Origin of the sequence: Pseudodesulfovibrio profundus (assembly GCF_900217235.1) — a bacterium.
Taxonomy (GTDB): domain Bacteria; phylum Desulfobacterota; class Desulfovibrionia; order Desulfovibrionales; family Desulfovibrionaceae; genus Pseudodesulfovibrio; species Pseudodesulfovibrio profundus.
Genome location: NZ_LT907975.1, coordinates 135,414 through 161,549 on the forward strand (window position 1 = coordinate 135,414; position 26,136 = coordinate 161,549).

Consider the following 26,136-nt stretch of genomic DNA (forward strand, 5'->3'; position numbering starts at 1 on the left):
TTTTACTAAATGCCAACATGACAGTTCATTTTCGTTAACGCAAGGAAATTACACGCATGAAAGATACGCTGATATCAATCATAATGCCTACTTATAATCGTGAATCATTTTTGCCCAAAGCCATTGATTCCGTATTGGCACAAACATACGAAAGTTGGGAACTGATCGTGGTTGATGATGGTTCGATCGATGGCACTAAAGAATTGATCGCCAGCTACGACGACAGCCGTATCGTCTACCTTTACCAAAAAAATCAAGGTGTTTCTGCTGCCAGAAATACCGGGATCGCAGAGAGTAGAGGGGAAGTTCTGGCGTTGCTTGATTCCGATGACGAGTGGTTCCCGGATAAACTTGAAACACAATTGCGCTACATGTCTGAAAAGGGTTTTGAAATCTGTCAGACTGATGAAATATGGGTTCGTAATGGCAAGCGTGTTAATCAGCCGGCAAAATACGCGAAGCTTGAAGGGTGGTTCTTTGAAAAATCCCTTAATATGTGTCTGATCAGTCCGTCATGTACCATGTTTACTCGTCAGGTCTGGGAAAAAATCGGGCCTTTTGATACCGGAATGCTGTCCTGCGAAGATTATGACATGTGGCTCAGAGCATGTTTGCTGTACCCTGTTGGACTCGTTCCGAAACCATTGACGATAAAACATGGGGGGCGAGATGATCAGTTGTCAAACTGCATTCCATGTCCAGACAAGTATAGAATTCAGGCATTAATCAAAATAGTTCAATGTTGGGATCTTGACGCTGAACAGAAAACGGTTGCTTTGGCGGAGCTCGAAAACAAAGCTAGGATATACATGCAAGGGTGCGAAAAAAGGGGTAAAACGGACGAAGGTGAACAGGTTTGGAACCTGTTTTGCAGTGTGAAAGAAGGGAAGAAAGTTCCACTTAATACTTTGTGTTAAGTGGATAAGATTTCCTGCGAAACCTTCTATTGAGATGTGACCCTTTGACAGTCTGTAGCGTGACATACGAGAGGTGCCAGTGCCGTCCATAGCCAGTTTATTGGATTCTTTGCCAGAGATTAGCCAGTCCCGGTTGGTTGCATCGGGATTTGGTGTTTGGATTGTCTGGAAGGAAAAGCTCAACAAGGCGGTTCCCAACACACTGCGGGAATATGGTGCGTTGTGCATTGCAGAGGAAGCGAATCAGGCGCTTTGGTTTTGCAATACCTCCGAGATAGTTCGAGCTTTGGCGCGACTTCAGGTTTGGGCGAGAGTCAACCCTATGCCTGTCATGTGTCAGCTCATACCGATGACATTCCTTGTCGACTATGAAAGTCAGCACGCCATTTCCATTTCTCCAGAGCTGGACAGACAGGACGCCAATTTTCCACATGAATTTGAATTGCTGATTCATCCCAAACTGAAGACAGAAATTGAATCCGTAGCTGGCTTGCGTACACAGGTGCTCGGTGGAGTCGATGGGTTGGCTCCGGTCGAATGGCTCTTCATGCATGCGGACCAGGGGATGGACTACGAGTCCAGTCGCAGGTGGTATTTTGTCATCAAGCCGCTAGGAAACAAGGCTGACAAGGAAGCCATTTTGGGGTGGCGAGATTTTTCCACGGAAATTGTGGAACTGCTGCAACGAATGGGGCTCAAGTACATATCCGATGTAGAGGAAGGGTTCTTATTCTTCCCACTGGATTCATTTAATTTATTGCGCTCTTTCTGCACCGAGATTCTAACACTCATAAAACGAGTGAAAGATGATCCCGAACGCATGTACTGGCCCATTATCATGGTGGCTGTCGGCCAGAAGAATCTTTCATTTTCCGTCGATCTTCCAAAAAAGATTGGCTTGGATTGGAATCGGCTGGCCCCCGACTATCCGCATGTCCATTTCATGGAAGGACTCATGCTTTCTGAGTGGTTTCGCATGAATGAGGCCACGTATGGGACTGAGGCCCTTTCTCTCGATTCGTGGTGCACCATAGCGCTGCGGGATGGGACAGAGAGGCTGGACCATGGCACTATTCAGGTTGTTTTGCCGAGTGTGCTGCTGGGGCGTGAAGGAGAGAGTTGTTACTACTGCGGACAATTCAATCATAAGGCAGCGAACTGTCCGTCAAAGAGTATTCAGAAACCTCGGCCCGGTGTTTGGAGTTCTTTGGCAAAAATAGACATGAAAGATTTTTCCAAGGGATTTGCGGAAATGGATACAGCGGTCTCTTTGGATAATTATTCTGAGTCCATGTCTGCGACTTTGTCTTCTTCGGAGGGATTGGAGTCCCTAATGGCCAAGGCGGTTTTCGAGATCAACGTGCCGTCCCAGGTTCGTACGATGAAGATCGTTTGGCGAAGTCGAAGCAAGGAGTGGGCTGACGGACTTAAGCAGTTGGCCCCTCAGGAAGGGGACTATGTGTGGGAGGCCGTAGACCTCTTGGAGCAGGGCGAACTGGAGGAAATGGAAGGCCTCATTCGGGAGGCACAGGTCAAGTATCCCAGAAGCTATCAGCCTCATTGTTTGTGGGGCTTCTGGTATATGGAGAAGGGTGATCCTACTCAGGCCATGTTCCATTGGCAGGAAGCCGAACGGATGAGCTACACGCCGATGCAGCAGTCCTATTTGGCCTATCTTCAAGGACGTCTTATGGAGATTGAAGGGAATCTCAAGGAAGCAATCAACACCTATAAGAATGTCAACACCAAAGCTCCCACCTGGATCGATCCAGTTTATCGCCAGGGTGTGTGTATGGTGAAGATGGGCTTTACTGGTCAGGCCATGGATCTTTTCATGGACCTTGTTGATCGTGATCCTCACATCTTCAATAGAATTCTGGTGGATCCTGAGCTTGATCGTGGCCGAGTGCAATTAATGAGCACTCTTTGGGAGCGATGGGCAGAAGCGGATAGAGAAGTGAAGAGTGTCCGTGAACGTGTCGAGGCATTGAAGAAGGATATAGCAAGTCGCTTTGACGCAAATCATTCATTTTATGAACCTGCAATCGAAGAACTGGATAGGCTGGCCAAACTTGGTCAAACCAACAACTATGTTGCCTATCGGATGTTCATGCGTGGAGCAGACCGCTTCAAAAGTAATCTGGACTCGGAAATCAAGCGGGAAACTAAACGAATAGACTCTGAACTCGAATACCAATCGGATGTCGTTCGAAACATTCAAAAGGAAGCGGCATGGTTTCCTTTTCCGCGGTTGTTGCTTGATTTCAACAAAGATTTCAATTTCTGCGTGGACAAGATCAACTGGATTAAAACGCAGCATCTTTCTAATGCAGAAACATTCAGGCGAGCCACCATGTTGCTTGAAGAGATTGAGGAGCGCATAGCGCAACTGCAAAAACGCCTGGTTACCTTGCGGATCATTCGTGACAGCACGTTATTCGTGCTTATGCTGGGGCGAAACTTTATTTGGCTGGAGCTCATTGGGTTGGGTCTGGCTCTGGTGGCTATCCCTGCAACGCTTTACTTTACTCAGGATGTGCAGGGGAACTGGATACTAGACTCCATTCGTCAGCAACAGTGGGAAGTTACTAAAGGGCTGGTCATTATCCTCAGTATCGTCTGTCTGGCTGTGGCCGCAATCAAAAGCGCTTTTTCCTTTGATAAAAGGAAGCGTGAACTGTTTGAGCAGCTTGATGATGAGCTACGAAAGGCTGCCCCTCGTCGCTATTGATAATTTTATTTCACTACTTCTCATAAAGACGCGAAGTGCGTAATACTCTAGTCCTGAGAAAATCATGGAGGTATTATGCATAAACTCGTGTTGATTCGTCATGGTCAGAGTGAATGGAACCTGTCTAACAGGTTTACCGGCTGGACTGACGTTGATCTGACCGCGCAGGGAGTGAATGAGGCTATAGCAGGGGCCAAGCTTCTCCTTGAGGAAGGTTTTACCTTTGATCTCGCCTATACATCCTATTTGAAAAGGGCTGTTCGTACATTGTGGCTGGTTCAGGAAGAAATGGACCTGTTCTGGATTCCCGTGTTCAAAACATGGCGCTTGAATGAGCGACACTATGGTGCCTTGCAAGGCTTGAACAAGACTGAAACCGCTGCAAAGTATGGAGATGATCAAGTCTTTGTCTGGCGTCGCAGCTTCGATACGCCTCCTCCGGCGTTGGAGCAGGACGATGAGAGACATCCGGCCAATGAACCTCGATATGCCTCGCTCTCATCAGAAGAGTTGCCTGTGTGTGAATCGTTGAAAATGACGATTGACCGGACCATGCCATACTGGTTCCAGACGATGGAGCCTGCCATCCGTTCTGGTAAACGTGTTTTGATTGTTGCGCACGGCAACTCGCTAAGAGGGTTGGTTAAATACCTGGATGGAATGAATGACGAGGATATCACCAAACTCAACATCCCCACTGGGTTGCCATTGGTGTATGATCTCGACGCTGACCTGAAGGCTATTCGCCGGTACTATCTTGGCGACCAGGAGGCCGCAGCCAAGGCCGCGGAAGCTGTTGCCAATCAAGCCAAGGGTGGGTAAACCCATCCGGTCATGGACCGAACATTCACAGAACATTTATTGCAGTGGTATGATGCGAATCGCCGGGATCTCCCATGGCGTAGCAATCCTGAGCCTTACGGTGTCTGGATATCCGAAATTATGGCCCAGCAAACCCAGATGGAGCGTGTGGTTGCCTATTGGCGGCGCTGGATGGAGCGATACCCCGATCTGGGATCGTTGGCAGCGGCTTCTGAAGAAGAGGTTCTTAAGGTTTGGGAAGGGCTAGGATACTATAGCCGGGCCAAAAATATCCGTAAAGCTGCTGAGTTGATTCTTACGGATCATGCTGGTGTTTTTCCTGATGAAATCAAACAGATTCAGGCGTTGCCGGGTATTGGTGCATACACAGCCGGAGCTATAGCCAGTATTGCATTCAACAAGGTCGCACCAGCCGTGGATGCCAATGTGTTGCGCGTCTTTGCGCGCTTGCTGGATATTGCAGAGCCGGTCAAGGCGGCTAAGGTTAAGCAAGAAGTCGAGCAGGCTGTGTTACCTCTGATTCCTGAGAAACGTCCCGGTGATTTCAATCAGGCCCTGATGGAGTTCGGCGCGATGATTTGCTCTAAACGACCTGACTGTGATCAGTGTCCGATGAGTCAGCATTGCGCAGCTTTTGCCAATGGAACAACTGGTGAACGTCCTGTTCTCCCCCGGAAGCGTAAGGCCATTCATATCGAAATGGCGACCGGTGTACTGGTGTATAATGATAAGGTATTGATTCAAAAGCGAAAGCCAGATGATGTCTGGCCGGGCTTGTGGGAATTCCCTGGCGGATGTGTTGAAAAAGGCGAAACCCCTCGGGAGGCTCTGGTCAGGGAGTATATGGAAGAGGTTGAGCTGGAAATTTATCCAGCAGAAAAAATAACTGTCGTATCCTACTCCTATACAAAGTATCGAGTCACCATGCATTGTTATCTGTGCCATTCGGCCAATAACGGGCAGCTCAAACCTGTTTTTAACGAAGCGGTAACCGGGCAGTTCGTATCCCCTGAGTCCTTATCAAGTTATGCTTTCCCAGCCGGCCACAGGCGTCTTATCGAATGCATGCTCGATGAAGCATGGTTCGACAACTTGAAGTAACCTCTTCTATTACAGATTGTTACACTCTAAGGCACACTGTTTGCTTACTCCTTTGCGGAGGCCTCTCTGGGGCCAAATATTTGACGCAGGAGAAGTGACATGTCTTTGGGGTCCATAAACGATTACCATGCAATAGCAGCAAAATTATCCGACCAGTCAGGCAAGGGTGGCGATAACAGTGTTCGCAATGCGGGGTTGAAGAAAGCCTTCGACATGCAAATGCAGATGACGCGCAATCTTTTTGGAGAAGGGTCAGTAGAGCGAGGGGAGGGGAGTTCTCTTGGCGGATTTGACACCTCATTCATTAATGATGCGATGATGATGGAGGCGCTGACTACTATCACTCGATTGATGCGTTCAGAATCCGGCGCTCTTGCACGCCCTGTTGCTAACAAAGCACAGCCTTCTAATTCTCTGCCATCTGTTCAACCACCTGTTGTTGAGAAGTCAGCGGTTGAATCAAACAAGTTTCTCGGCGGACTGTCTGCTCAGTTTGAGTCTGGAACCAGCGGCATTGCTACCATAGGCTATGACAGGGTTGGCGGAACATCCTATGGAAAGTATCAGATTGCTTCCCGGCCCGGGACCATGGACCGTTTCCTGAATTACCTCGATGCCAATGCGCCGGATGTAGCCGAGCGGTTGCGAGAAGCAGGACCTGCCAATACTGGCTCGAAAGAAGGTCAAATGCCTACGGTGTGGCGCCAGTTGGCAGAGGGAATTCCTGAGCGATTCGAGCGTTTACAGCACGATTTTATTGAATCAGAGACCTATGATCCGGCAAGACGGATGATTATGCAAAAGACGGGACTTGATTTCGAGAAAGCCCCGAATGCTCTTCAGGAAGTACTCTGGTCGACATCCGTGCAGCACGGGCCTACAGGAGCTGCTCGAATTTTCGAGAAGGTCATTGATCGATTTGTTGGTGGTCTCGAAAGCGGAGATTTCAATGCGCAATTGATCGAAGGGGTCTACGATGTCCGTAAAGGGCAGTTCGGTTCATCCACCAAGCGGGTTCAGGAAGCTGTTGCCAACAGATTTGATTCTGAGAAAACGATCGCCATGAACATGTTGGGATCTGGGCTGAGCCGGATCGTATAAAATCGTAATGCCTAGCTAAGTTTTTGCTCTAGGTCTGGGTCGATATCCACGCGAATTGTCCCAAGCTTTTGATCAACCACGACCTGGCCGTGGGCAAAGCCTTTTACCTTTCGCACATCCTTGACCAGAGCATACATGACGTCAGCTTTGCCGTCTTCCTTACGGTAGCTTTTCAGCGCGCAAAGAATTGCAGCTTCCTCAAGTGTGGCATCGGGTACTTCATGTCCTGGGTGGTCCCTGCGAAGAATAACGTGTGAGCTAGGTCCATCAGCAATATGAAACCAGTAGTCAAACGGACTGGCTGCCTTGCTGATGATGTCGTGATTGGCTTTTTTATTTTTCCCGCGCACGATGGTGAATCCGTCACTCGATTTGAATAGCGATACGGCAAGCCCTTTGTACCGCTTGGGCAGTGACGGTGGGCCGGTAACCTGTTCCTTCTCCGGGGCAGGTTGGTGGTTGTCCGGCAGTGTGCCGTTGGTCAAACGTTCCAGTTCAGCCTCCAGCTCTTTTCTCCTTCGGCGTACATGAGGGAAACCACGGTCAGCCTTGTCGGCTTTCTTGAAATACAGCTCCATGTTTTCCGTCGGCGACAGGTAGGGATTGAGTGGAACGGTCATCACACCGTGTTTCGGGTGCTCAACAGTTACCTCTTCCAGTCCTTCCTCGTTTTTGAATCGATATAGCTCCGCCTGCATGGCTTCAGCCTTGATTTTTTCCGCCGCTAACCGTTTAAGGCGCTCTTCCTCCTGGTCGAGGCGAGCCAGGTTTCGATTAACCTTCTTGCGGGCGCGTTTCAGGAGTGTTTGCGTGGGCTTTTCCTCTTCCATCTCCATCATGGTGAAGAGAGTGCGTTCACCAAAAGCGTTGGAGGCGTCCAAAGCTGAATTGAACAGCTCTCCGTCACCGTGACAGCCCCATACTGTGGGGGACTGCCAGCCTTGAGCGGTTTTGCATAGATGGAAATTAGTGGAAGTGCCGCTGGCAATGCTCAGGTAAAAAAGATGAGCGTCTTCTTCCGGGAGAGATGAGAGCGCTTTCCTGAGCGGAGGAGAAAGGTGTGGGTATTCCCGCCAAATTTCGGAATCCTCGATCGCTTCTTCCAGTGTGGGCCATTCCGGTTGTTTGTCGAAGTCTGAATCCAGTTCTTCAACAAATTCCATTCCATTGCGGATGTCGAAAATGAGATAGTCGTCACACGGAGGGTGGTTGCGAGGTGAAAGATGCAGTGCCAGCCGTAAATTGGGCCAGTCCAGATGCCAGTCAAGCACCTTTCTGTTGCGAAGTCGCTTGCGAAACCACATGGCCATAGCTGGTGCATTGGCAGGATTAACGGGTTTTATAGGAGACAGAAATAAGTGTCCTGCTGTTTTAGCAGGCCTGAAAAGAAGATGAAGGGGGGCGCCTGAGTTCTGAATCTTAAGCGTCCACACTCCTGGGGCCGGTCCGAATACTTTGTCTATTCGACGGCCAACTAAGAAGACCCCGATTTCGGCTGCGAGGAAGCGAAAGAAGTTGGCTTCCATGGCTTACGGGCTGTAAAGAAAAAGCAAAGCAAAAACAGCTTAGTCGCCGCGAACTGCTTCGTCTTCTTCCTGTTTGCTCTTGCAGTTGATGCACAAGGTGGTCATGGGACGAGCCTTGAGACGCGGGATAGAGATATCATCTCCGCACTCCTGGCAAATACCAAAATCACCATCATCAATGCGATCGACAGCTTTCTGAATCTTCTTGACGAGCTTACGTTCACGATCACGGAGACGCAAAGTGAAGGCGCGGTCTGATTCTGCAGTAGCTCGATCAGCCGGATCGGCGTAAACCTCACCAGATTCGGTCATGTCCTCGATGGTTGCTTCGCTCTTGCGCAGCGTGTCATCCAGCATACCGTTGAGCATGTCTTTGAAGAACTGAAGGTCTTTAGCGTCCATAATTCTCTCCCTTGGAGTCAAAAAGTCAATTGGGAGTTGTATCCTATAAAAATACCAAATTAAAGCGCGTAGGTATACTCAAAAGCCAGCAAATGTAAAGCGTTTCCATAAAATGATAAAAAACAGTTACTTCTTTCTATGTAATAGAAAAGAAAAAATTAAAAAGACGCTTGACACCTGACGGTCACACGGTTAAACAGTGATTCGCTTTTGAGGGCGGGAATAACTCAGTGGTAGAGTGCAACCTTGCCAAGGTTGAAGTCGCGAGTTCAAATCTCGTTTCCCGCTCCAAAAAAGGCGACATAGCCAAGTGGTAAGGCAGAGGTCTGCAAAACCTCCATTCTCCGGTTCAAATCCGGATGTCGCCTCCAGTTTGCGGGAATAACTCAGTGGTAGAGTGCAACCTTGCCAAGGTTGAAGTCGCGAGTTCAAATCTCGTTTCCCGCTCCAGACATACCGGCCGGTCCAACAGGACCGGCCTTTCCCAAAGCGGGAATAACTCAGTGGTAGAGTGCAACCTTGCCAAGGTTGAAGTCGCGAGTTCAAATCTCGTTTCCCGCTCCAGAAATTTCAAGCCGATCCGTATGGGTCGGCTTTTTTTGTGTTTTATTATCGCTCTCTTCCAATAAAAACATATTGTTAGTGTCTCCTCCGATGTGGTGGGATGATAAGAAAACAAGATCGATTCTTGTTTTTCTCTGTCATGTGGTCTGTTCGGTACAGTCCGTGCAAAACCGGTGGTGATCGGAAATCTTTTCCCAACTTAAACTTCCTGGATGAGATATGAAAAACAGCCACCATAACATCACGCGCCAAGAAAAGGACATCGCTCCTGGCGGATATTCACTCTTCTCCGTGGGAATGCAGGCTCGAAATTTCGCCTCCGCTCTTCCTGTTTTCGAAAGCGCCATTGCTCCGGAATTTTATTCCTCATCGAGTCTGGCATCAGATATCGAGAAGATGTGCGATCCTGATGTGGTGTTGGATGATGCCTTGTATCTGAACATCGCAGTAAAGTACTTCTTTGCTTACGTTCATGACGGGGCTCACCAGGAAAAGGTGGCATACAAAGACATATCGTTCCTGTATGAGCAGTTCTCCCGACATCAAAGTCTCAATGAGCCGACGGACGATATTGAGGTCATGAATAGTATGCGGCAGTGGTCTTCTGTTCTGCGAGTGCTGGCTGACGCTCCTAGAGCAGCGCATGTGATGCGTGCCGTCATCGGGCAGGCGGGGCTGCACAAATCATGGGAAGGGCCTTTTGTCGGCGTGGATATTGGAGCTGGAACCGGGATCATGCTGCTTGCTCAGCAGGTGCAGGCGTACAGAAGTGGATTTGATGATATTCAAACGTATGGATATCAGACCGACCCGATCTCCGGCGAGAGAACCCATGATCTCATCCATTCACTGGGAATGGGCAGCGTCATGCTGGCGGATGCGACCCGCAAGAACGCCTATGGAATCCTTCGGGGTCGGAAGGTTAGCCATGTTGCAAACGAAATGGTAGCGGGCATTCAGCAGTCCCTTTGCTCAGAAAATTTCTTTGACAAATACAAAACCTTTTTGTCGGTAGTGCCAACTTCGGAGAAAACAGTGTTTTTTCCAGATGGTATTATCGCCCATAGCGGGGCTGATGGCTCCTCGCTCATCCTTGTGCGCGAGAATGGATATATGGTTCCGCAGGAGTATGCAGATGCGGTTTTCACCCCGCAGGGGCTCATCATTGAAGGAGCTGTGTTGCCCATGCACAAGATCGGGCAGGATTTCTACTCCTTTCTGATTGAGGAAAGGATTATCCGAGAGTAACGATCAGTGCTGCGCCGACTGTCATGATGCCAGTGCCGATGAGTCGGTATCGTATCCCTGTTTCATTAAAAAGCAGCCATCCGTACAGGACCGAAAAAAGCCCGGCCATTCGTTTGATGGTGATCATATAAGCCGCAGCCACCATGGACATGGCAAGGTTGTGCGTGATGACCTCCAGAAAGAGTATCAGGCCGGATCCTATTCCCAATAGAGGTTTCGCTGTGACCGTCCTGAAAGACGCCTTGCCCACACCGATCAGGATGAGTGGGACAAGCAGACCGAGCAGGCAGAAAATCAACAGTCCTGCATAAAGCGGCGACGAGTTGATGATGATGACTTTCCCGCCGACCGATGCGAACGCGTAAAGACCTGCCACAATCAGCATGAGCCCGGAACCTGGCTCCCTGAATATTGCGCGTATCGGTTCGAGCACGCCATATCTGGCGCTGTCCAGATTCACTACATACCCACCAACGACGACAAGCAGCATTCCTGCTGTTCCTGCCATGCTGATGTGCTCATCTAAAATGATGTCACCGGTCAGCAGCACAAATACCGGGGTAAAGCTCAAAAATGGAAGCGTCAGCGAAAGAGGGGAGAGGTGGATGGCACGGAAGTGGAGTACGATTGCGACCATGGTAACGGGGACAACCCAGGTCCAATCGGAGGCTTGTCAACCAGCAATAAGCCGGTTCCGCAAAAGGGGATTGAGTAGAGAAATGGAATCACACACATCTCCCAGGAAGAGACATGGGAGAAGAATCGTTTCATGTAAGCCGAGTTGGAAGCCATGAGAAAGGCTGCGGCCAGCGAGAGTGTGAACCAGATCATGGATTAGCGTTCCGTGGTTTCGCCGATAGAACTGGCTCCCTTGATGAACTTCCAGCCGGTAAGAACTCCATCTTCATCCAGATAGGCCGTCAGTGTGAACGGGGGCTGTCTGTCTTGGAATATCCTCTTTAAAACAGGGTTCGTAGATTGAAACCGAAGGTCGCCAAAGGTGATTTCCTTCCCTTCAGGCGTGGTCTTTTGGGTCATGTGCGGCCATTTGGCAAACCACGCATATGTCCTGAACATTGAATCCTGCTCGCCCAGTGTCTTCAACATTCCCTCATCGGCTCGGCGGTACCGCTCCGGCTGGATATTCCCCTTGTCTCCAAAGAGCACAATGGTGTCTTGCATATACATATGGCCGGTGGTGGTGACGACCTTCCAGTACTTGGGTGCGAGTGCATCGGGAGTGACATGGACATGTTCGTACGGAATACCTTGCTGATTGAGGCGCTCTGCGTATTTCGTTGCCAAATGCGCACTAATCCCCATGTTGGTCAAAGGATACAGGAAGAACCAAAGCATCCCCAGCAAGGCTATTCGCGAGCGAGACTTTTTATAAATGAGAGCACCAACTATAATAAGTAATGCAATTCCCGTAAAAAGAGGGTCGATGATGAACGCTCCATCCAGAGCAAATCGATGATTGGAGAATGGTGCGAGAATTTGAGTGCCGTACGTGGTGATCAGGTCGAGCCAGATATGGGTGCATATGAGAAAGTATGATAACACAAAAGACCGGCCAAAACTGGTTGTTGGCATCGCGCGTTTGATGAGCCAAGCCATGGCAAAAGCGAGGATCGCGCCTCCGAAAAAGGATGTCGTAATGCCTCTGTGGTGTAACAAGGAGAACTCGGGGTCGCCGTTCCCAAAGAAGATATCCCCATCGGGAATCCAGGATGCAAGAAGACAAAGAGGTATGAAATACCTGGATTTAGGGAAGTAGGGGCGAGCGGCAAGGGCGCCCATTAAGCCGGATGAGAGATGTGTAATCGGGTCCATAATTCAAAATATACGTTTACCGCCCTGTATTGTAAAAACAAACTTGCGATTTGCTCTCACTAAAGGTAGATAGCGATCAATCTGCAGCGAAGGAGCTAGAGAAAAAATGTTGAAACCATCTGTTGGCGTCGCCCTTGAGGGCATCCCATATATTGTTATATCCGCTTTCACCACATTGCTGTTTGCGGTTCTTGGTTGCTGGTTCATGACCATGCTCATGCTGGGCGTCACTTGTTTTGTTGGACACTTTTTCCGCGATCCCGAACGCGTAGCTCCTGAAGATGCCGATGCCGTTTGCTCTCCTGCCGACGGTAAAGTCATCAAAGTGACACGTGAAGAAGATCCGATCACCGGCGAAAAACGCCAGGTCATCGCGATCTTCATGAACGTCTTCAATGTTCACGTCAACCGCATGCCTGTTTCGGGAAAAATCGAACAGGTTCGCTATGTCCCCGGCAAGTTTATCAATGCTTCTTTTGATAAGGCGCACAAAGACAACGAACGTAACATTGTTGTTGTCACAGGAAAGGGGAACCAGCGCTTCACCATGGTTCAGATTGCAGGCCTTATCGCCCGTCGTATTGTCTGCTGGGCCGAGCCCATGGACAAACTGAAGCGAGGAGAACGATTCGGTTTGATCAAGTTTGGATCGAGAGTTGACCTTTACATGCCTGATGGTTATGTACCAACTGTCAGCGTCGGACAAAAGGTCATCGCTGGCGAGACTCCTCTGGCGGAGAAGCGTAAGGCTTAACTGTCGGATAATCTGTTACAAGGTTGAATATGGCGACACCAAATAAACTGCCGCGACACAAGAGCGTATACCTTCTGCCTAACATGCTGACTACTGCCAGCTTGTTCATTGGCTTTTTGGGGCTCACGTGGGCGATCAAGGGTGACTATGCGTCCTGCGCATTGTGTATCCTTTCAAGCTGCATCTTTGATGGCTTGGACGGCAAGGTGGCTCGCCTGACCGGTACGACTAGTGAGTTTGGTGTCCAACTGGACTCACTTGCTGACCTTGTCGCTTTCGGCGTTGTTCCAGCAACCATGACCTACTTGTGGATGCTGGACGGCTTCGGACGCCTCGGATTGATGGCTGCATTCCTCTTCATTGCATGCGGAGCCCTGCGTTTGGCTCGCTTCAATGTCGAAGCTGCCACCAGTTCCAAAAAACATTTTGTCGGGCTTCCCATTCCAGCGGCAGCCTGCACCCTGGCTACATTGGTCCTTTTCATGGAGTACGTTCCTGAGCAGTACGTAGAAACCGTATTGCCTATTGGTACGCTTGTACTCGTCTATATGCTTTCCTTCTTCATGGTTAGCACCGTCCGCTTTTATTCCTTCAAGGAATTCAGCGCCTTCAAGGCCCATCCCTTCAGCTGGATGGTTACTGCGATTTTGGTCTTTTCTCTCGTCGCATCCCGCCCGAAGGTTCTGGGCTTCATCATTTTCCTGGGCTACATTCTTTCCGGCCCGATCTACACCATTTTCCTACTATCCCGCCGTGGCAAGCGACTACTAAGGGATAGCTCCAGCGAAGAGCTAGGTTAGCTCTCACTCATCCCATATTAGTACGTCGTACTGACAGGTAATCGCCATACGCAATGCGTATGGTGTTTGCACAACTATATTCTGTATACAATTTGGACTACTCCCCTTATAAATTGGGGCAAGATTGGAGGATCTCATGGCTGATAGAGTGTATGTTTTTGATACCACGTTGCGTGATGGTGAACAGTCTCCTGGTGCAACCATGAACCTGGATGAGAAAATCCGGATGGCCCGCCAGTTGGAAACCCTTGGTGTTGATGTGATCGAGGCTGGATTTCCCATTGCCAGTCAAGGGGATTTCGAGGCTGTTCAGGCGATTGCACGGGCTGTGGAATCGGTGCAGGTGGCAGGTTTGTGCCGTGCCGTTACCGGTGACATCGACCGTTGCTGGGAGGCCATCAAAGAGGCTCGTAACCCCAGAATTCACACGTTCCTGGCTACCAGCGACATTCATATGAAATATAAACTGGGTAAGGAGCCTGAGCAGGTGGTCGAGATGATCGACAAAGCCGTTCGACATGCTAAATCCTACACCCAGAATGTAGAGTTCTCGGCTGAGGATGCCTCACGTTCGGATTGGGATTTCCTCGTCAGGGTGACAGAGACCGCAATTGAAGCGGGAGCAACGGTTGTTAACATCCCTGACACTGTCGGCTACACCCAGCCCTTCGAATACTACGATATGATCAAGTACCTGATGGATAATGTACGCAACATTGATGATGCGATCATATCCGTTCATTGTCATAATGATCTTGGGTCAGCGGTAGCCAACAGTCTCGCCGCCATCAAGGCCGGTGCTCGTCAGGTGGAATGCACCGTGTTGGGAATTGGTGAGCGTGCAGGTAATGCTGCACTGGAAGATCTCGTCATGGCCATCAATACGCGCAAGGAACTCTATGACGTTGAGACCAATGTCGTAACCGAGCAATTGTATCCTTCCTGCCGTCGTCTGTCGCAAATTATCGGCATGCCGATTCCGCCTAACAAGGCTATTGTCGGCGCCAATGCGTTCGCCCATGAATCCGGTATTCATCAGGATGGTGTGATCAAGAATCGTTTGACCTACGAAATCATGACGCCTGATTCAATCGGAAGGACTTCCAATGATATCGTCATTGGAAAGCATTCCGGTTCGCATGCGGTCAAGAATAAGGCCGAAGAGTTGGGTTACGTGCTTGATCCTGATCAGGTCAAAACATTGTTCCAGGCTGTTAAGGACTTGGCCGATCGCAAGGAGCAGGTCTTTGATGAGGATGTGGAAGCACTTATTTTGGAGAGTGTCTATCGTCGTCGCGACAAGTTCCGTTTGATCGACATGTCTGTTTTCTGCGGTACAGGGGATGTTCCTGCCCATGCAGCGACTGTCATGGAGTTTGGAGAGGAAGGCGAGGATGTTGAGGTGAGGAAGAACAGCTCCTTTGGTGAAGGTTCCATTGACGCTGTATTCCAGTCCATTTATTCATTGGTGGGAGTCGCTCCCAAATTGGAAGTTTACTCGGTTAATGCGGTCACTGAAGGTTCCGACGCCCTGGCCGGTGTCGCTGTTCGCATTGAGCACGATGGAGTGAAGGCTGTGGGCCGAGCCAACGATGGTGACGTGGTGAAAGCAAGCGCGTTGGCCATGATTAACGCATTGAACCGTTTGGAAAAAACGAAAGAGGAGAAGTAACCGATGGGGCATACATTAGCAGAAAAGATCTTGCAAAAGCATACGGATCAGCAAATAACTGAGGCGGGACAGATTGTTCAGTGCAAGGTGTCCATGGTGTTGGCAAACGACATCACCGCACCTTTGGCAATCAAATCATTCAAAGCGATGGGAGCTACCAAGGTCTTTGACCAGGATAAAGTCTCCTTGGTGTGTGATCACTTCACCCCTAATAAAGACATTGATTCCGCTGAGCAGGTCAAGGTTGTTCGCGAGTTTGCTGAAGAGATGGGTGTAACCCACTACTACGAGTGCGGTGACGTCGGCGTCGAGCACGCGCTGTTGCCGGAAAAGGGTATCGTTGGTCCCGGCGATGTCGTCATTGGCGCAGATTCCCACACCTGTACCTATGGTGGATTGGGCGCATTTGCTACCGGCATGGGTTCTACTGATGTCGGTGCAGCCATGGCGCTGGGCGAGACTTGGTTCAAGGTTCCGCCGACCATCAAGGTCAACATCACAGGCAAGCCCAAGAAATTTGTTGGCGCTAAAGACTATGTCTTGAATCAGATCGGTCAACTGGGCGTTTCCGGTGCTTTGTACAAGGCGCTCGAATACTCCGGCGATGCAGTAGACGATCTTTCTATTGAAGGCCGTATGACCATTGCCAACATGGCTATTGAAGCTGGAGGCAAGGTCGGGCTGTTCCCTGTGGATCAGAAGACGCTGGATTATGCCGAAGCTGCCGGGTTCAGCGGTGCCGAAACCATGGTTGCCGATGATGATGCCGAGTACGAGCGCGTGCTGAATATTGATGTTACCAATATGGAGCCACAGGTTGCCTGTCCGCATCTTCCCGACAATGTGAAGCCGGTTGATGAAACTTCCGGTTTGAAGATTCATCAGGCTGTCATAGGTTCCTGTACTAACGGACGCATTGAAGATATGCGCGAGGCCGCAGCAATCCTGAAAGGGCGCAAGGTTGATCAACGCGTTCGTTGTATCGTTCTTCCTGCAACTCCCTCCATCTGGAAAGCGTGCATGAAGGAAGGGCTCATGGAGATCTTCATGGATGCCGGTTGTATTGTCGGTCCGCCGACCTGTGGTCCCTGCCTGGGCGGTCACATGGGTATTCTGGCTGGTGGCGAGCGCTGTATCGCTACGACAAACCGCAATTTCAAAGGTCGCATGGGATCACTTGAAGCAGAAGTATTTCTGTCCAATCCCTCGGTTGCTGCAGCGTCCGCTGTGGCTGGTGAAATCATCAACCCGGCAAAACTGTAGGAGGGGGATTCAATGAAAGTTTCTGGAACAGCACATAAAGTAGGCGATCACATCGATACCGATGCCATCATTCCTGCCCGCTTCTTGGTTACGACCGATGCTGAAGAGCTTGGTGCCAACTGCATGGAAGGGCTGGAAGAAGGTTGGGTCAAGCGGGTAAAGGCTAATGACGTTATGGTTGGCGGCGAAAACTTTGGCTGCGGCTCTTCTCGTGAGCACGCTCCCATTTCCATCCTTGGGGCCGGAATCCCGGTCGTCATCGCCAAGTCGTTTGCGCGAATCTTTTATCGCAACGGTTTCAACATGGGCCTGGTGCTTCTTGAGATTGGCGATGACATCGACAAGTTCAGCGATAAGGATGAGATTGAAGTTGATACAGAGACCGGTCTCATCAAGAATCTGAGCACCGGAGCCTCTGTTCAGGCTGCACCTGTACCTCCGTTCATGCAGGAAATCCTGAATGCTGGCGGTCTGGTGGATTACGCCAAAAAGAAACTCGCTTAGTCGGTTTTTGCGAGTCTTGTTTACATAAGCATTGACGCTGGAGAGAGAAATGAAAATATGTGTTTTGCCTGGTGATGGCATAGGTCAGGAGATTGTGGCGCAAGCCTTGCGAGTATTGAAGAAGGTGGGCGAGAAATACGGACGCACCTTTGAAACAACAGAAGCGCTCATTGGCGGCTGTGCCATTGATGCCGAAGGTGTGCCGCTTCCTGCTGATACCATTGCCAAGTGCAAGGATGCTGACGCCGTGCTGCTGGGAGCCGTTGGTGGCCCTAAATGGGACACCATTGATCCTGCTATTCGTCCTGAAAAAGGGTTGCTTGGTATTCGTAAAGAGTTGGGCCTGTTTGCCAACTTGCGCCCGGCCACCTTGTTCAAGCAGCTTGCCGATGCCTGCTATCTTCGCCCTGACATCGTTGCCAAGGGCCTGGATGTCATGGTCGTGCGTGAACTGACTGGTGGCATCTATTTTGGTGAGCCTCGATTCGATGGCGAAAAGGATGGAGAGCGTTTCGGCTATAACACGATGACGTATTACGAGCATGAAATTCGTCGTATCGCACGTGTTGCATTTGAGGCTGCCCGTAAGCGCTCTGGCCGCGTTTGCTCTGTAGACAAAGCCAATGTTCTCGATGTTTCCCGTGTTTGGCGTGAGATCGTTATTGATGAGCATAAGAACTATCAGGATGTGGAGTTGTCCCATATGTATGTGGACAACGCTGCCATGCAGTTGGTTCGCGATCCGTCACAGTTTGATGTCGTGGTAACCGGTAACCTGTTTGGCGATATCCTTTCGGATGAAGCTGCCGCAATTACCGGTTCCATCGGTATGCTGCCTTCAGCGTCCCTTGGTGAGTCCAATCCTGGGCTGTACGAGCCTATCCATGGTTCTGCTCCTGATATTGCCGGACAGGACAAGGCCAATCCTTTGGCCACCATCCTTTCGGTTTCCATGATGCTGCGTCACTCTTTCGATATGACGGAAGAAGCGGATTGCATTGAAAGTGCTGTAGAGAAAACCCTTGAGCAGGGTTATCGCACCGGAGATATCTGGCAGGAGGGCGGCAAGTCGGTCGGTTGCGTAGAAATGACGGATGCTGTTCTGGCAAATATGTAGATCGTTTGAGATTAAAGAATAAAGAACGGCCATACCTTTTTATAAGGTGTGGCCGTTTTGATGTTTTGGTCTCAACAACTGAAAATCAGTTCATAGGCTTGGTTTTGATCGATATTTTATTGATCTTCATTGTTCTTTTGGCCGTTTCAAGGTCTATGTATCCAAGTGCGAGGCAGGCACCGAGGTAATCCATCTGAAGAACATTCATTTTCTTGAGGGTGTTTTCATTTTGCTCAAGAGTTATCTTGCCTTCCTGAATGAGGTAACGACTGATTTTTTCGTTTTCATCAATCTCACTCATATCAAGGTCTTTGGCTGAAATGGTTTTCAGGCCTGTTTCGTTGTTGCGTAACGTCGTTAATGCTTGTTCTTTTTTTATTAGCTGATTTTGCAGGTCATTGCGCTGGTTGACCATGTATTCATACTTATTGATGAGTGTTTTACGTTTGTCTTCCAGTGCGTTGATTTCTTCCAGGCGTATAGTGGAAATCTTGTTGATTATATAGAAAAGAATGACTCCGATGAGTATGAGTATGGTCATAGGGCCTATCATGATATTAACCTCTATACTCGCCAATTTCGGTGTCTAGCTCGTCAATCTTCAGGCGCAAATCAACAATCTCGTTCTCCACTGCATCGATTTTTCGTTGCAGTTGGTATGAATAGTTACTTACTTCGCTTTTCTTGCGCTGAATCTCATCGGTACTTTTGTGGTAATGAACCAGGACGATGGCAATGCATATGAATGCCAACATGATAAGAAGAAGGTATAGTGTGTTAGCGTCCAGCATAAAGTCTTATCTAGTCCTGATTTTCTTGTGTGGTAGATTTGGCAATTACTACAGAGATTTCCTTACATTGAAGTAATGGTTTTGGCAAGTCTCTCCCTGTTTCGTCGATATAACTTCATGATGTTGTTGGTTTTTTAAATGAATCAAGAAAAAAGACCTTTTCATTTTTCTTGCGTTTTTTGACCTGTATCTCCAATTTGAGAGCAGCGCTTTTCGTACTCACTTCGGTGTATGTTTCGATGCTGACAGGGCGTCGGGGACGAGTGTATTTGGACGCCTTCCCTGTATTGTGTTGAGTCAGTCGGCGTTTAAGATCATTAGTTATACCGCAATATAACGTGTCATCGGCACAACGAAGTAGGTAAACAAACCATTTGGACATGGCGAAAATGTAACCGGAACTGTTTTAGTGGTCAAAACAGACTTGCATATTGGTCCCGCCCATTATATTTCACAGCCAACTTAAAGGAACCATATACACATGTCACGAATCACTGTTCAAAATCTTGGGAAATCCTATGGGGGCGAAGCTGTTTTTGCAGATGTCTCCTTTGAGGTGGCCCCTGGAATGCGCTTGGCTCTCACCGGCCCGAATGGTTGCGGAAAAAGTACGCTGCTCAAGGTGCTTGCAGGAGAAATAGAATCGGATCAGGGGCAGGTCACTGTTTCGAAGATGGCCCGTGTTGGATATGTCCAACAGGAGATGACCGATGAAGTTTTGCAGCAGGGGCTGTTGAATTGGGTCTTGTCCGCACTGCCTTCCTGGAATGAGTTCTGGGAGGAGTGGGAAGAAGCTATTGCAGCCGGTGATGACTACCGAATCGAGCAGTTGGCCCACAAGCAGGCTGAATTTGAAGAGTTGTATGGCTACAACCCGGACCATAAGGCAAGAGCCATTCTGACTGGCCTTGGATTCTCTGATGATGAACTGCTCAAAAAGATAGAAGAACTTTCCGGTGGTTGGCGTGAGCGCGCCAAGCTGGCGAGAGTTCTGCTGCAGGGTGCGGATGTGCTGCTTCTTGATGAGCCTACCAACCACTTGGATCTTGAAGCTGTAGAGTGGCTTGAAGAGTATCTGCTCAACTTCCGCGGGGCGTTGGCTTTTGTTGTTCACGATCGTATCTTTCTGAATCGAGTAGCAACCCATGTCGTATTTCTTGGTGGTGGAAAGCCTGTTATGCGAAAGGGCAACTTCGATGATTTTCTTGCCTGGGATGCCGAGAATGCCGAGCAGCGGGCTAAAGAGGCGGCCAAGCTGTCTGCTCGAATCGAAAACGAATACAAATACATCAACAAGTTTCGTGTGAAGGCGCGTAAGGCGGCTCAGGCTCAGTCCAAGCTCAAGAAAGTGGAAAAACTGGAGCAGGAGCTTGACCAGATCAAGGAAGTCCAGGCCGGAGCGCATCGCGGTAAAAGTTTGAACTTCCGACTCCCTGAGCCCAAGCGAGGGGATAAGGTTCCCATTGCGGCAGTTGATCTTTCTTTTGGCTACGAGGGCGAAGCTCCCATTTGGCCTTCGCTTGATTTTCAACTTTTTCGCGGAAAGAAAGTTGCTTTGGTTGCGCCCAACGGAGCTGGTAAATCGACTCTTTTGAAGTTGATAATGGGCGATTTGAAGCCTGCATCCGGCCACGTTAAAATTGGTAGCGGGACTGTAATCGGGTATTTTAGTCAGCATCAGCATGAGATTTTGAACCTGGATAACAGTGTCATTGGTGAGATTCGTCGGCTTTCTGATCCGAACCTTACGGAAGAGCAGGTCATGAGCGTGCTCGGTCTGTTTTTGCTTGGCGAACCCTTTTTCGATCGCAAGGTCAGCGGCTTGTCTGGTGGAGAAAAGAGTCGTTTGCTGCTGGCTACACTGTTTCTTGCCAGAGCAAACTGTCTTATCCTTGATGAGCCAACCAACCACCTGGATATCGAAACACGTGAAGGGTTGATTCGCGCTCTGAAGGATTACGAAGGGACCTTGCTCTTTGTTGCTCACGATAGATATTTGCTGAATGAAGTTGCCGAAGAAGTGTGGTCATTGGAAAGTGACGGCATCACACAATATCTTGGAGGCTTTGAAGAATTTCATGCAAAGAGAAAGGAAGAGCTTGCATGTAAGGCTGATCCTTCGGAATGCAAAAATGTTGCGGCCAGGGCAAAGCGAAAGCTGACCAAAGAAGAGAAGCGTCGTCAAGCTGAAGAGCGAAACAAGATGTATCGCCAACTCAAGCCGCTCAAGAAAGAATATGAAAAACTTGAAGTGGATTTGGAGAAAGTTCTGGACGAGCAGGCTGATCTGGAAGAAAAAATGAATGACCCGGCAACGTATGAAAAGCCCGAAGAGGCATTGAAGATCAATTCTGCCTATAAGGATGTGTCGGAGTGGGCAGACTCTTTGATGCTCAAAATGGGAGAGATCGAAGAGAAGATAGAGGAAATTTCCGGCAGTGTAGGGGATGACTTGTGAAGCCAACCCTCAATGTAGTCGCTGGAATAATTTGGCGAAATGAACATTATCTGGCTGTTGAGCGCCCCGAAGGCGCAAATATGGCTGGGTGGTGGGAATTCCCCGGCGGTAAAATTGAAGAAAGTGAAACTGCTGAACAGGCGCTGGTGAGAGAACTGCAGGAGGAACTGGGCATTACCCCCCAGAAATTCTCCTTTTGGCAGGAAGTCAGCCATATTTACGATGATTTTACTGTCCAGTTGCATTTCTACCACGTGCGAGAATTCAGTGGTGAAGTGCAGGCCTTGGAACAGCAAAAAATGGAATGGATCGACCCTAACCACACAGTATCGCTTCCGTTCTTACCTGCAGATATTCCGATTGTTGAAGCTCTGCACCTTTAAATGTTTTGTCATTTTGGGCCTTCCACTAATTGGCGTTGAAGGTTGCGCAAAGAATGCGTATGTTACTTCTCTTACCCGATGACCAGGGATGGCTATTACGAATTTCGAAAATGAAGGAGTTTTGGTTTGCGAGTATGTGATCTTATTGACAAAAAATCTCCGTTTATCTCCCTGGAGTTTTTCCCGCCAAAAGAAAAGGATGCCTGGCCAGGCTTTTTCGATGTAGTCGAAAAGCTCAAGGAATTGGCCCCCTTGTTCGCTTCCGTGACCTATGGCGCAGGTGGCGGTACACAGGACAATACCTTGGAAATCGCAACTCGTATGAAACGCGATCATGGTATTGAGCCCATCACGCATTTGACCAGTGTTGGTGCATCTGCCAAGCGATTGGATGATTTTCTGCTGAAGCTTCGCGAGGCTAATATTGAAAACGTTCTGGCTCTTCGTGGTGATCCGCCCCGTGGTGTCGAGGACTTCGATTTTGATAAGCAGGAGTTTCGTCACGCAACCGATGTGATCGAGTTCATCTCCAAACGCTACCCGGAAATGTGTGTTGGCGGAGCTGCTTATCCTGAACCGCACTTTGAGTCACCCTCCATTCAGTCTGATCTGGAAATGGTCAATCTCAAGGTTCAAAAGGGCGCGAAATTTCTGGTAACGCAGTTGTTTTTCGACAACCGCCTTTACTTTGACTACGTTGAGAGACTCAAGCAGATGGGTTCAGAAGTGCCTGTTATTCCTGGCATCCTGCCTATTATGAGCTTGAAGTCCGCTAAATTTATTCTCAGCCTTTGCGGTGCTGCCATCCCCGGGAAATTCCTGAGCGCATTGGAAAAAGCACATGAAGAAGGCGGCGATGAAGCCGTGTACAGCCTTGGCATGGAGTACGCCATCAAACAGTCTCAAGAGCTTCTTGATGGCGGTGCCCCAGGTGTTCACCTTTATACGTTGAACCGCGCCAAGGCATGTCTCGATATTGGCAGGAATTTGAAGATAGAAGAGAGATTGGAGAGAGAGTAATGAACAAGAAGCCCGTAGTAGCGGTCTGCGGCGCCACGGGTGCCGTTGGCCAGGAAATGTTGAAGGTTCTTGAGCAGCGTGATTTTCCGTATTCGGAAATCATCCCCATGGCCTCCGCTCGTAGCGCTGGCAAGAAGTTGAATTTCAAAGGGGAAGAGCTGACCGTTGTCGAGCTGACCGAAGAGTCGTTCAAGGGTGTTGATCTCGCATTGTTTTCCGCCGGGGGATCCACCTCGGAGAAGTTTGCCCCAATTGCAGCCAAATCCGGCTGTGTCGTGGTGGACAACTCTTCTGTCTGGAGAATGAATGATGATTGCCCGCTCGTTGTTCCTGAGGTGAACCCTCACGACCTGGATTGGCACAAAGGTATTATCGCCAATCCCAACTGCTCGACGATTCAGATGATGGTTGCTCTCAAGCCGATTCATGATGAAGCTCGCATCAAGCGCGTGGTGGTTTCCACTTATCAGGCTGTTTCCGGTACCGGGCAGAAGGCAATTGAGGAACTGGAGAATCAGGTTCGCCGTTTGATGGCTGGACAGCCTGTTGTTGCTGATGTGTATCCGCATCAGATTGCATTCAACTGCCTGCCGCATATCGATGTATTCATGGACAACGGGTACACCAAGGAAGAGATGAAGATGGTCCATGAGACCGTCAAGATCATGGGTGATCCGAATATCAAGGTGACCGCCACCTGTGTCCGCGTCCCTGTCTTCTACGGACATAGCGAGTCGGTGAATATTGAAACCGAAGAGAAGTTCTCTGCCGATGATGTCCGGTCTCTGCTGGCCAAGTCCCCGGGAATCATTGTTGAAGATTATCCCGAAAAGAAGGCGTACCCGATGCCCGTGAACGCGGCTGGGGATGATGCCACTTACGTTGGACGAATTCGTGAAGACGAAACCATTGAGAATGGTATCAACATGTGGATTGTTTCCGACAACATTCGCAAAGGTGCCGCACTCAACACCGTCCAGATCGCCGAAACGCTGATTGAGCGCGATCTGCTTCGCGTACCCTAAAAGGAAAAACAATGGCGAAAGTGGCAGACAAGAACGAGTATTTGGAGGCTATGCTCTCTGTCGAAAGACCGGGAGCGCATGAGGTTCATGCCTTCTATGAGCATCGCGTCGGTATGATCTGTACAGATCCCACCGTGATGCTCATGCCGTGGGACGACCATCTCGTCCATCGCGGAGATGGTGTGTTTGAAGCGATGAAATTTGTGGATGGTAAGTTATACCAGCTTGATCCGCACATTGATCGCATGAAGCGCTCCTCTGCTTCCATATTCCTTGATCCTCCGTGCTCCTGGGAAACCATCAGAGAATTGGCTCTGGAGGTCTGCCGTGCCGGTGGAAAGGATAGTGGCATGCTCCGTATCTTCTTGGGCCGAGGCCCGGGTGGATTCGGTGTGTACCCTTCAGAGTGTCCTGAAACAAGCCTTTATATTGTCGCCACTGATCTCCATAAGCCGAAAGAGTCGGTGTATGAAAAGGGCGTTACTGCTTTCAAAACGTCGATACCGGCCAAGCAGTCGTATCTGGCAACCATTAAATCCATCGACTATCTGCCTAATGTGCTCATGAAGCGCGAGGCGCAGGCAAAGGGATTCGATTATCCCTTCTGTTTTGATGATCATGATTTTCTGGCTGAAGGGGCGACTGAAAACGTCTGCATTGTTAACGCCGAAGGAAAGCTCGTCATTCCTGAGTTCACGAATGCATTGGCCGGTACAACGCTGATGAGGGCCCTTGATCTGCTGAAGAAGGAAATGTCCATTGTGTTTCGCGGCATCAGGGAAAATGAAATCCTTGAAGCCAAAGAAGTCATAATCGTTGGGACTACCGGCGATGCCATTCCTGTCGTGCGATTCAATGGCAAGCCCATTCATGATGTCAGGCCCGGCCCTGTGGCCAAGCGCATCAGAGCGTTGCTCATTGAAGACTTACACGCTTTCGGAACACCTATTTAATTGGGTGTGCTTATGAAATAAGAAAAGGCCGTCCATTTTGGGCGGCCTTTTTTATCGCGCGGCTTCAACCGATGACGGTGATATGTCGAATTGTCGGATTGCCTTTTCTGCCAGCCTGTCCGTTCCCATTGCCTTCATGTGATACTCGTGCATCATTCGGGTGACTTCCATTGCCGAAGGGAGCGTCATGAAGTTGTGTGCGAGCGCCCATGCATCTCCGCGTAAATAGCCCAATGCCCAACGAACTGTATGCATGTGGAAGTAAGACTGGTTGTTGATTACTATCATTGCCTTGTTTCTGCCGTCTTCCGCTCTGTCTCTGAAAGAAATCTTGGCATGTTCGCACGAAGCGAGCGGGTAATCCACGTGGAGGAAAGAGCTTCCTGTGTTGGCCGCCTGTACCCACATGTCCCAGTCTCGATACAGCGTATTATCTCGAAATCCCTCTGTCCGCTCGAATGCTTCCCGTCGCATGATCACGGCTGGCCCGAGAATGTTGTTTGTCTGCAGAAGCGACTGGTCAAATTCCGGAAGTTGGACCATACCCGGTGTGATGGACCTGTCGTTGGCGGGAGCAAGCCGGATATAGTCCGGGTACATCACATCTGCTTCCGGGTAATCATCAAAAACGGACAGTGCCGTTGTCATGTACTTTGGGTCCAGTCGATAATCTGGTCTGAGAAAGAGGAGAAAATCTCCGTTGGCATTAGAAGCTGCATGATTGCGAGCTTGGGCAGGGGATGCTTCCTCCCCAATGGGAATGAAGGAAATGTTGGTGGAGCCAGTTATTGCTGACCATATGTCAAGTGAAGGAGTGCCAGGGGCGTCACAGCCTGCAATCAATATCTCTACCTTGCTGAGTCCGGTGGACTGGCGAGCAATGGATTGCAACAGCCGTGGCATGCTGGGGTGTGCTTCCAAGTCGGAAACGAGTATGGAGACAACTGGTCTTGTCTGCATGGCCAACCCTTCCTTGGGATAGTCTATCATTGGACGGTGCGCACACTCCTTGTGCGCAATTATCCGTCTTCGTGCTAGTTTTATCGACACGATAATCAATATCTTTAGGGGGGCATGGCATTTTTTTGAAATATACTTGCAAAGCTGTCCGGTTTGATAGCTTGCGCCGCTGCTTTTGTTAACGTATGTAC

Annotated in this window: 25 protein-coding genes and 4 tRNA genes; 21 read left to right on the forward strand and 8 right to left on the reverse strand. The window is 49.5% G+C overall.

The features are described 5' to 3' along the window. Positions 1 to 56 precede the first annotated feature (56 nt). The 5 genes from DPRO_RS00640 to DPRO_RS00660 all read left to right on the forward strand — a co-directional run bounded on the left by DPRO_RS00640 (position 57) and on the right by DPRO_RS00660 (position 6,672). Positions 57 to 917, forward strand: coding sequence for a glycosyltransferase family 2 protein (locus DPRO_RS00640; protein ID WP_097010331.1), 861 nt, complete (start codon positions 57 to 59; stop codon positions 915 to 917). Between the two features lie 109 nt (positions 918 to 1,026). Further along, positions 1,027 to 3,648: a tetratricopeptide repeat protein gene (locus DPRO_RS00645; RefSeq protein ID WP_232005661.1), complete on the forward strand. Its 2,622-nt coding sequence runs from the start codon at positions 1,027 to 1,029 to the stop codon at positions 3,646 to 3,648. Between the two features lie 75 nt (positions 3,649 to 3,723). Beyond that, entirely contained in the window at positions 3,724 to 4,470 is a 747-nt protein-coding gene (gpmA, locus tag DPRO_RS00650; RefSeq protein WP_097010333.1) for a 2,3-diphosphoglycerate-dependent phosphoglycerate mutase, read from the forward strand. Between the two features lie 12 nt (positions 4,471 to 4,482). Next, positions 4,483 to 5,571 (forward strand): A/G-specific adenine glycosylase, encoded by a 1,089-nt coding sequence (gene mutY / locus DPRO_RS00655; protein WP_097010334.1) that lies wholly within the window; start codon positions 4,483 to 4,485, stop codon positions 5,569 to 5,571. 99 nt (positions 5,572 to 5,670) lie between these two features. After that, on the forward strand, positions 5,671 to 6,672 hold the full coding sequence (locus DPRO_RS00660; RefSeq protein WP_097010335.1) for a VgrG-related protein: 1,002 nt from the start codon (positions 5,671 to 5,673) through the stop codon (positions 6,670 to 6,672). A gap of 11 nt (positions 6,673 to 6,683) precedes the next feature. On the opposite strand, the gene DPRO_RS00665 is transcribed toward DPRO_RS00660, so the two are convergent. Continuing rightward, the gene (locus DPRO_RS00665) at positions 6,684 to 7,982 is read right to left on the reverse strand and encodes an NFACT RNA binding domain-containing protein (protein WP_322788581.1); all 1,299 of its coding nucleotides are present in this window, start codon (positions 7,980 to 7,982) and stop codon (positions 6,684 to 6,686) included. A gap of 255 nt (positions 7,983 to 8,237) precedes the next feature. Continuing rightward, complete coding sequence (dksA, locus tag DPRO_RS00670; RefSeq protein ID WP_097010337.1) at positions 8,238 to 8,600, reverse strand: RNA polymerase-binding protein DksA; 363 nt, start codon at positions 8,598 to 8,600, stop codon at positions 8,238 to 8,240. 216 nt (positions 8,601 to 8,816) lie between these two features. Here dksA and DPRO_RS00675 point away from each other — a divergent pair. From DPRO_RS00675 to DPRO_RS00695, 5 genes are all read left to right on the forward strand, one after another. Further along, positions 8,817 to 8,891 (forward strand) — tRNA-Gly (locus DPRO_RS00675). A gap of 5 nt (positions 8,892 to 8,896) precedes the next feature. Further along, positions 8,897 to 8,971 (forward strand) — tRNA-Cys (locus DPRO_RS00680). Positions 8,972 to 8,975: 4 nt separating this feature from the next. Continuing rightward, a tRNA-Gly gene (locus DPRO_RS00685) sits at positions 8,976 to 9,050 on the forward strand. Between the two features lie 39 nt (positions 9,051 to 9,089). Next, positions 9,090 to 9,164, forward strand: a tRNA-Gly gene (locus tag DPRO_RS00690). A gap of 219 nt (positions 9,165 to 9,383) precedes the next feature. Continuing rightward, positions 9,384 to 10,412: a hypothetical protein gene (locus DPRO_RS00695; protein WP_097010338.1), complete on the forward strand. Its 1,029-nt coding sequence runs from the start codon at positions 9,384 to 9,386 to the stop codon at positions 10,410 to 10,412. Here the strand turns inward: DPRO_RS00695 and DPRO_RS00700 are convergent. Together DPRO_RS00700 and DPRO_RS00705 are read right to left on the reverse strand one after the other, a co-directional pair. Next, positions 10,399 to 11,049: a hypothetical protein gene (locus DPRO_RS00700; protein ID WP_097010339.1), complete on the reverse strand. Its 651-nt coding sequence runs from the start codon at positions 11,047 to 11,049 to the stop codon at positions 10,399 to 10,401. The two genes, DPRO_RS00695 and DPRO_RS00700, sit on opposite strands and share 14 nt — an antisense overlap. A 197-nt stretch (positions 11,050 to 11,246) precedes the next feature. Next, positions 11,247 to 12,245 carry a metal-dependent hydrolase gene (locus DPRO_RS00705; RefSeq protein ID WP_097010340.1) on the reverse strand — a complete coding sequence of 333 codons (999 nt, stop codon included), beginning with the start codon at positions 12,243 to 12,245 and terminating at the stop codon, positions 11,247 to 11,249. 106 nt (positions 12,246 to 12,351) lie between these two features. On the opposite strand from DPRO_RS00705, the gene DPRO_RS00710 reads away from it, so the two are divergent. From DPRO_RS00710 to leuB, 6 genes are all read left to right on the forward strand, one after another. Further along, the gene (locus tag DPRO_RS00710) at positions 12,352 to 12,999 is read left to right on the forward strand and encodes a phosphatidylserine decarboxylase family protein (RefSeq protein WP_097010341.1); all 648 of its coding nucleotides are present in this window, start codon (positions 12,352 to 12,354) and stop codon (positions 12,997 to 12,999) included. Positions 13,000 to 13,028: 29 nt separating this feature from the next. Then, a complete protein-coding gene (gene pssA / locus DPRO_RS00715) occupies positions 13,029 to 13,799 on the forward strand; it encodes a CDP-diacylglycerol--serine O-phosphatidyltransferase (RefSeq protein WP_097010342.1) in 771 nt (256 codons plus the stop codon). A 136-nt stretch (positions 13,800 to 13,935) separates the two neighbouring features. Then, positions 13,936 to 15,471, forward strand: a complete 1,536-nt coding sequence (locus tag DPRO_RS00720) for a 2-isopropylmalate synthase (RefSeq protein WP_097010343.1) — start codon at positions 13,936 to 13,938, stop codon at positions 15,469 to 15,471. A gap of 3 nt (positions 15,472 to 15,474) precedes the next feature. Beyond that, entirely contained in the window at positions 15,475 to 16,734 is a 1,260-nt protein-coding gene (gene leuC, locus DPRO_RS00725; RefSeq protein WP_097010344.1) for a 3-isopropylmalate dehydratase large subunit, read from the forward strand. A 12-nt stretch (positions 16,735 to 16,746) separates the two neighbouring features. Continuing rightward, the gene (locus DPRO_RS00730) at positions 16,747 to 17,238 is read left to right on the forward strand and encodes a 3-isopropylmalate dehydratase small subunit (RefSeq protein WP_097010345.1); all 492 of its coding nucleotides are present in this window, start codon (positions 16,747 to 16,749) and stop codon (positions 17,236 to 17,238) included. 49 nt (positions 17,239 to 17,287) lie between these two features. Continuing rightward, entirely contained in the window at positions 17,288 to 18,355 is a 1,068-nt protein-coding gene (gene leuB / locus DPRO_RS00735) for a 3-isopropylmalate dehydrogenase (protein ID WP_097010346.1), read from the forward strand. Positions 18,356 to 18,440: 85 nt separating this feature from the next. On the opposite strand, the gene DPRO_RS00740 is transcribed toward leuB, so the two are convergent. The 3 genes from DPRO_RS00740 to DPRO_RS00750 form a co-directional block, all read right to left on the reverse strand. Next, positions 18,441 to 18,896: a hypothetical protein gene (locus tag DPRO_RS00740; protein WP_097010347.1), complete on the reverse strand. Its 456-nt coding sequence runs from the start codon at positions 18,894 to 18,896 to the stop codon at positions 18,441 to 18,443. 16 nt (positions 18,897 to 18,912) lie between these two features. Further along, a complete protein-coding gene (locus tag DPRO_RS00745) occupies positions 18,913 to 19,110 on the reverse strand; it encodes a hypothetical protein (RefSeq protein ID WP_157917332.1) in 198 nt (65 codons plus the stop codon). 151 nt (positions 19,111 to 19,261) lie between these two features. Next, the gene (locus tag DPRO_RS00750) at positions 19,262 to 19,528 is read right to left on the reverse strand and encodes a GIY-YIG nuclease family protein (RefSeq protein WP_097010349.1); all 267 of its coding nucleotides are present in this window, start codon (positions 19,526 to 19,528) and stop codon (positions 19,262 to 19,264) included. A gap of 99 nt (positions 19,529 to 19,627) precedes the next feature. On the opposite strand from DPRO_RS00750, the gene DPRO_RS00755 reads away from it, so the two are divergent. The 5 genes from DPRO_RS00755 (at position 19,628) to DPRO_RS00775 (ending at position 24,985) form a co-directional block, all read left to right on the forward strand. Beyond that, positions 19,628 to 21,604, forward strand: coding sequence for an ABC-F family ATP-binding cassette domain-containing protein (locus DPRO_RS00755; protein WP_097010350.1), 1,977 nt, complete (start codon positions 19,628 to 19,630; stop codon positions 21,602 to 21,604). Then, positions 21,601 to 21,987 carry an 8-oxo-dGTP diphosphatase MutT gene (mutT, locus tag DPRO_RS00760; protein WP_097010351.1) on the forward strand — a complete coding sequence of 129 codons (387 nt, stop codon included), beginning with the start codon at positions 21,601 to 21,603 and terminating at the stop codon, positions 21,985 to 21,987. The genes DPRO_RS00755 and mutT overlap by 4 nt, the downstream gene beginning before the upstream one ends. A 126-nt stretch (positions 21,988 to 22,113) precedes the next feature. Further along, complete coding sequence (locus DPRO_RS00765) at positions 22,114 to 23,007, forward strand: methylenetetrahydrofolate reductase (protein WP_097010352.1); 894 nt, start codon at positions 22,114 to 22,116, stop codon at positions 23,005 to 23,007. Continuing rightward, on the forward strand, positions 23,007 to 24,032 hold the full coding sequence (locus DPRO_RS00770; RefSeq protein ID WP_097010353.1) for an aspartate-semialdehyde dehydrogenase: 1,026 nt from the start codon (positions 23,007 to 23,009) through the stop codon (positions 24,030 to 24,032). Before DPRO_RS00765 ends, DPRO_RS00770 begins: the two co-directional genes overlap by 1 nt. Before the next feature lie 11 nt (positions 24,033 to 24,043). Continuing rightward, complete coding sequence (locus DPRO_RS00775; protein WP_097010354.1) at positions 24,044 to 24,985, forward strand: aminotransferase class IV; 942 nt, start codon at positions 24,044 to 24,046, stop codon at positions 24,983 to 24,985. Positions 24,986 to 25,036: 51 nt separating this feature from the next. Here the strand turns inward: DPRO_RS00775 and DPRO_RS00780 are convergent, their stop codons facing one another. Continuing rightward, positions 25,037 to 25,945: a glycosyltransferase family 2 protein gene (locus tag DPRO_RS00780; RefSeq protein WP_097013613.1), complete on the reverse strand. Its 909-nt coding sequence runs from the start codon at positions 25,943 to 25,945 to the stop codon at positions 25,037 to 25,039. Positions 25,946 to 26,136 lie beyond the last annotated feature (191 nt).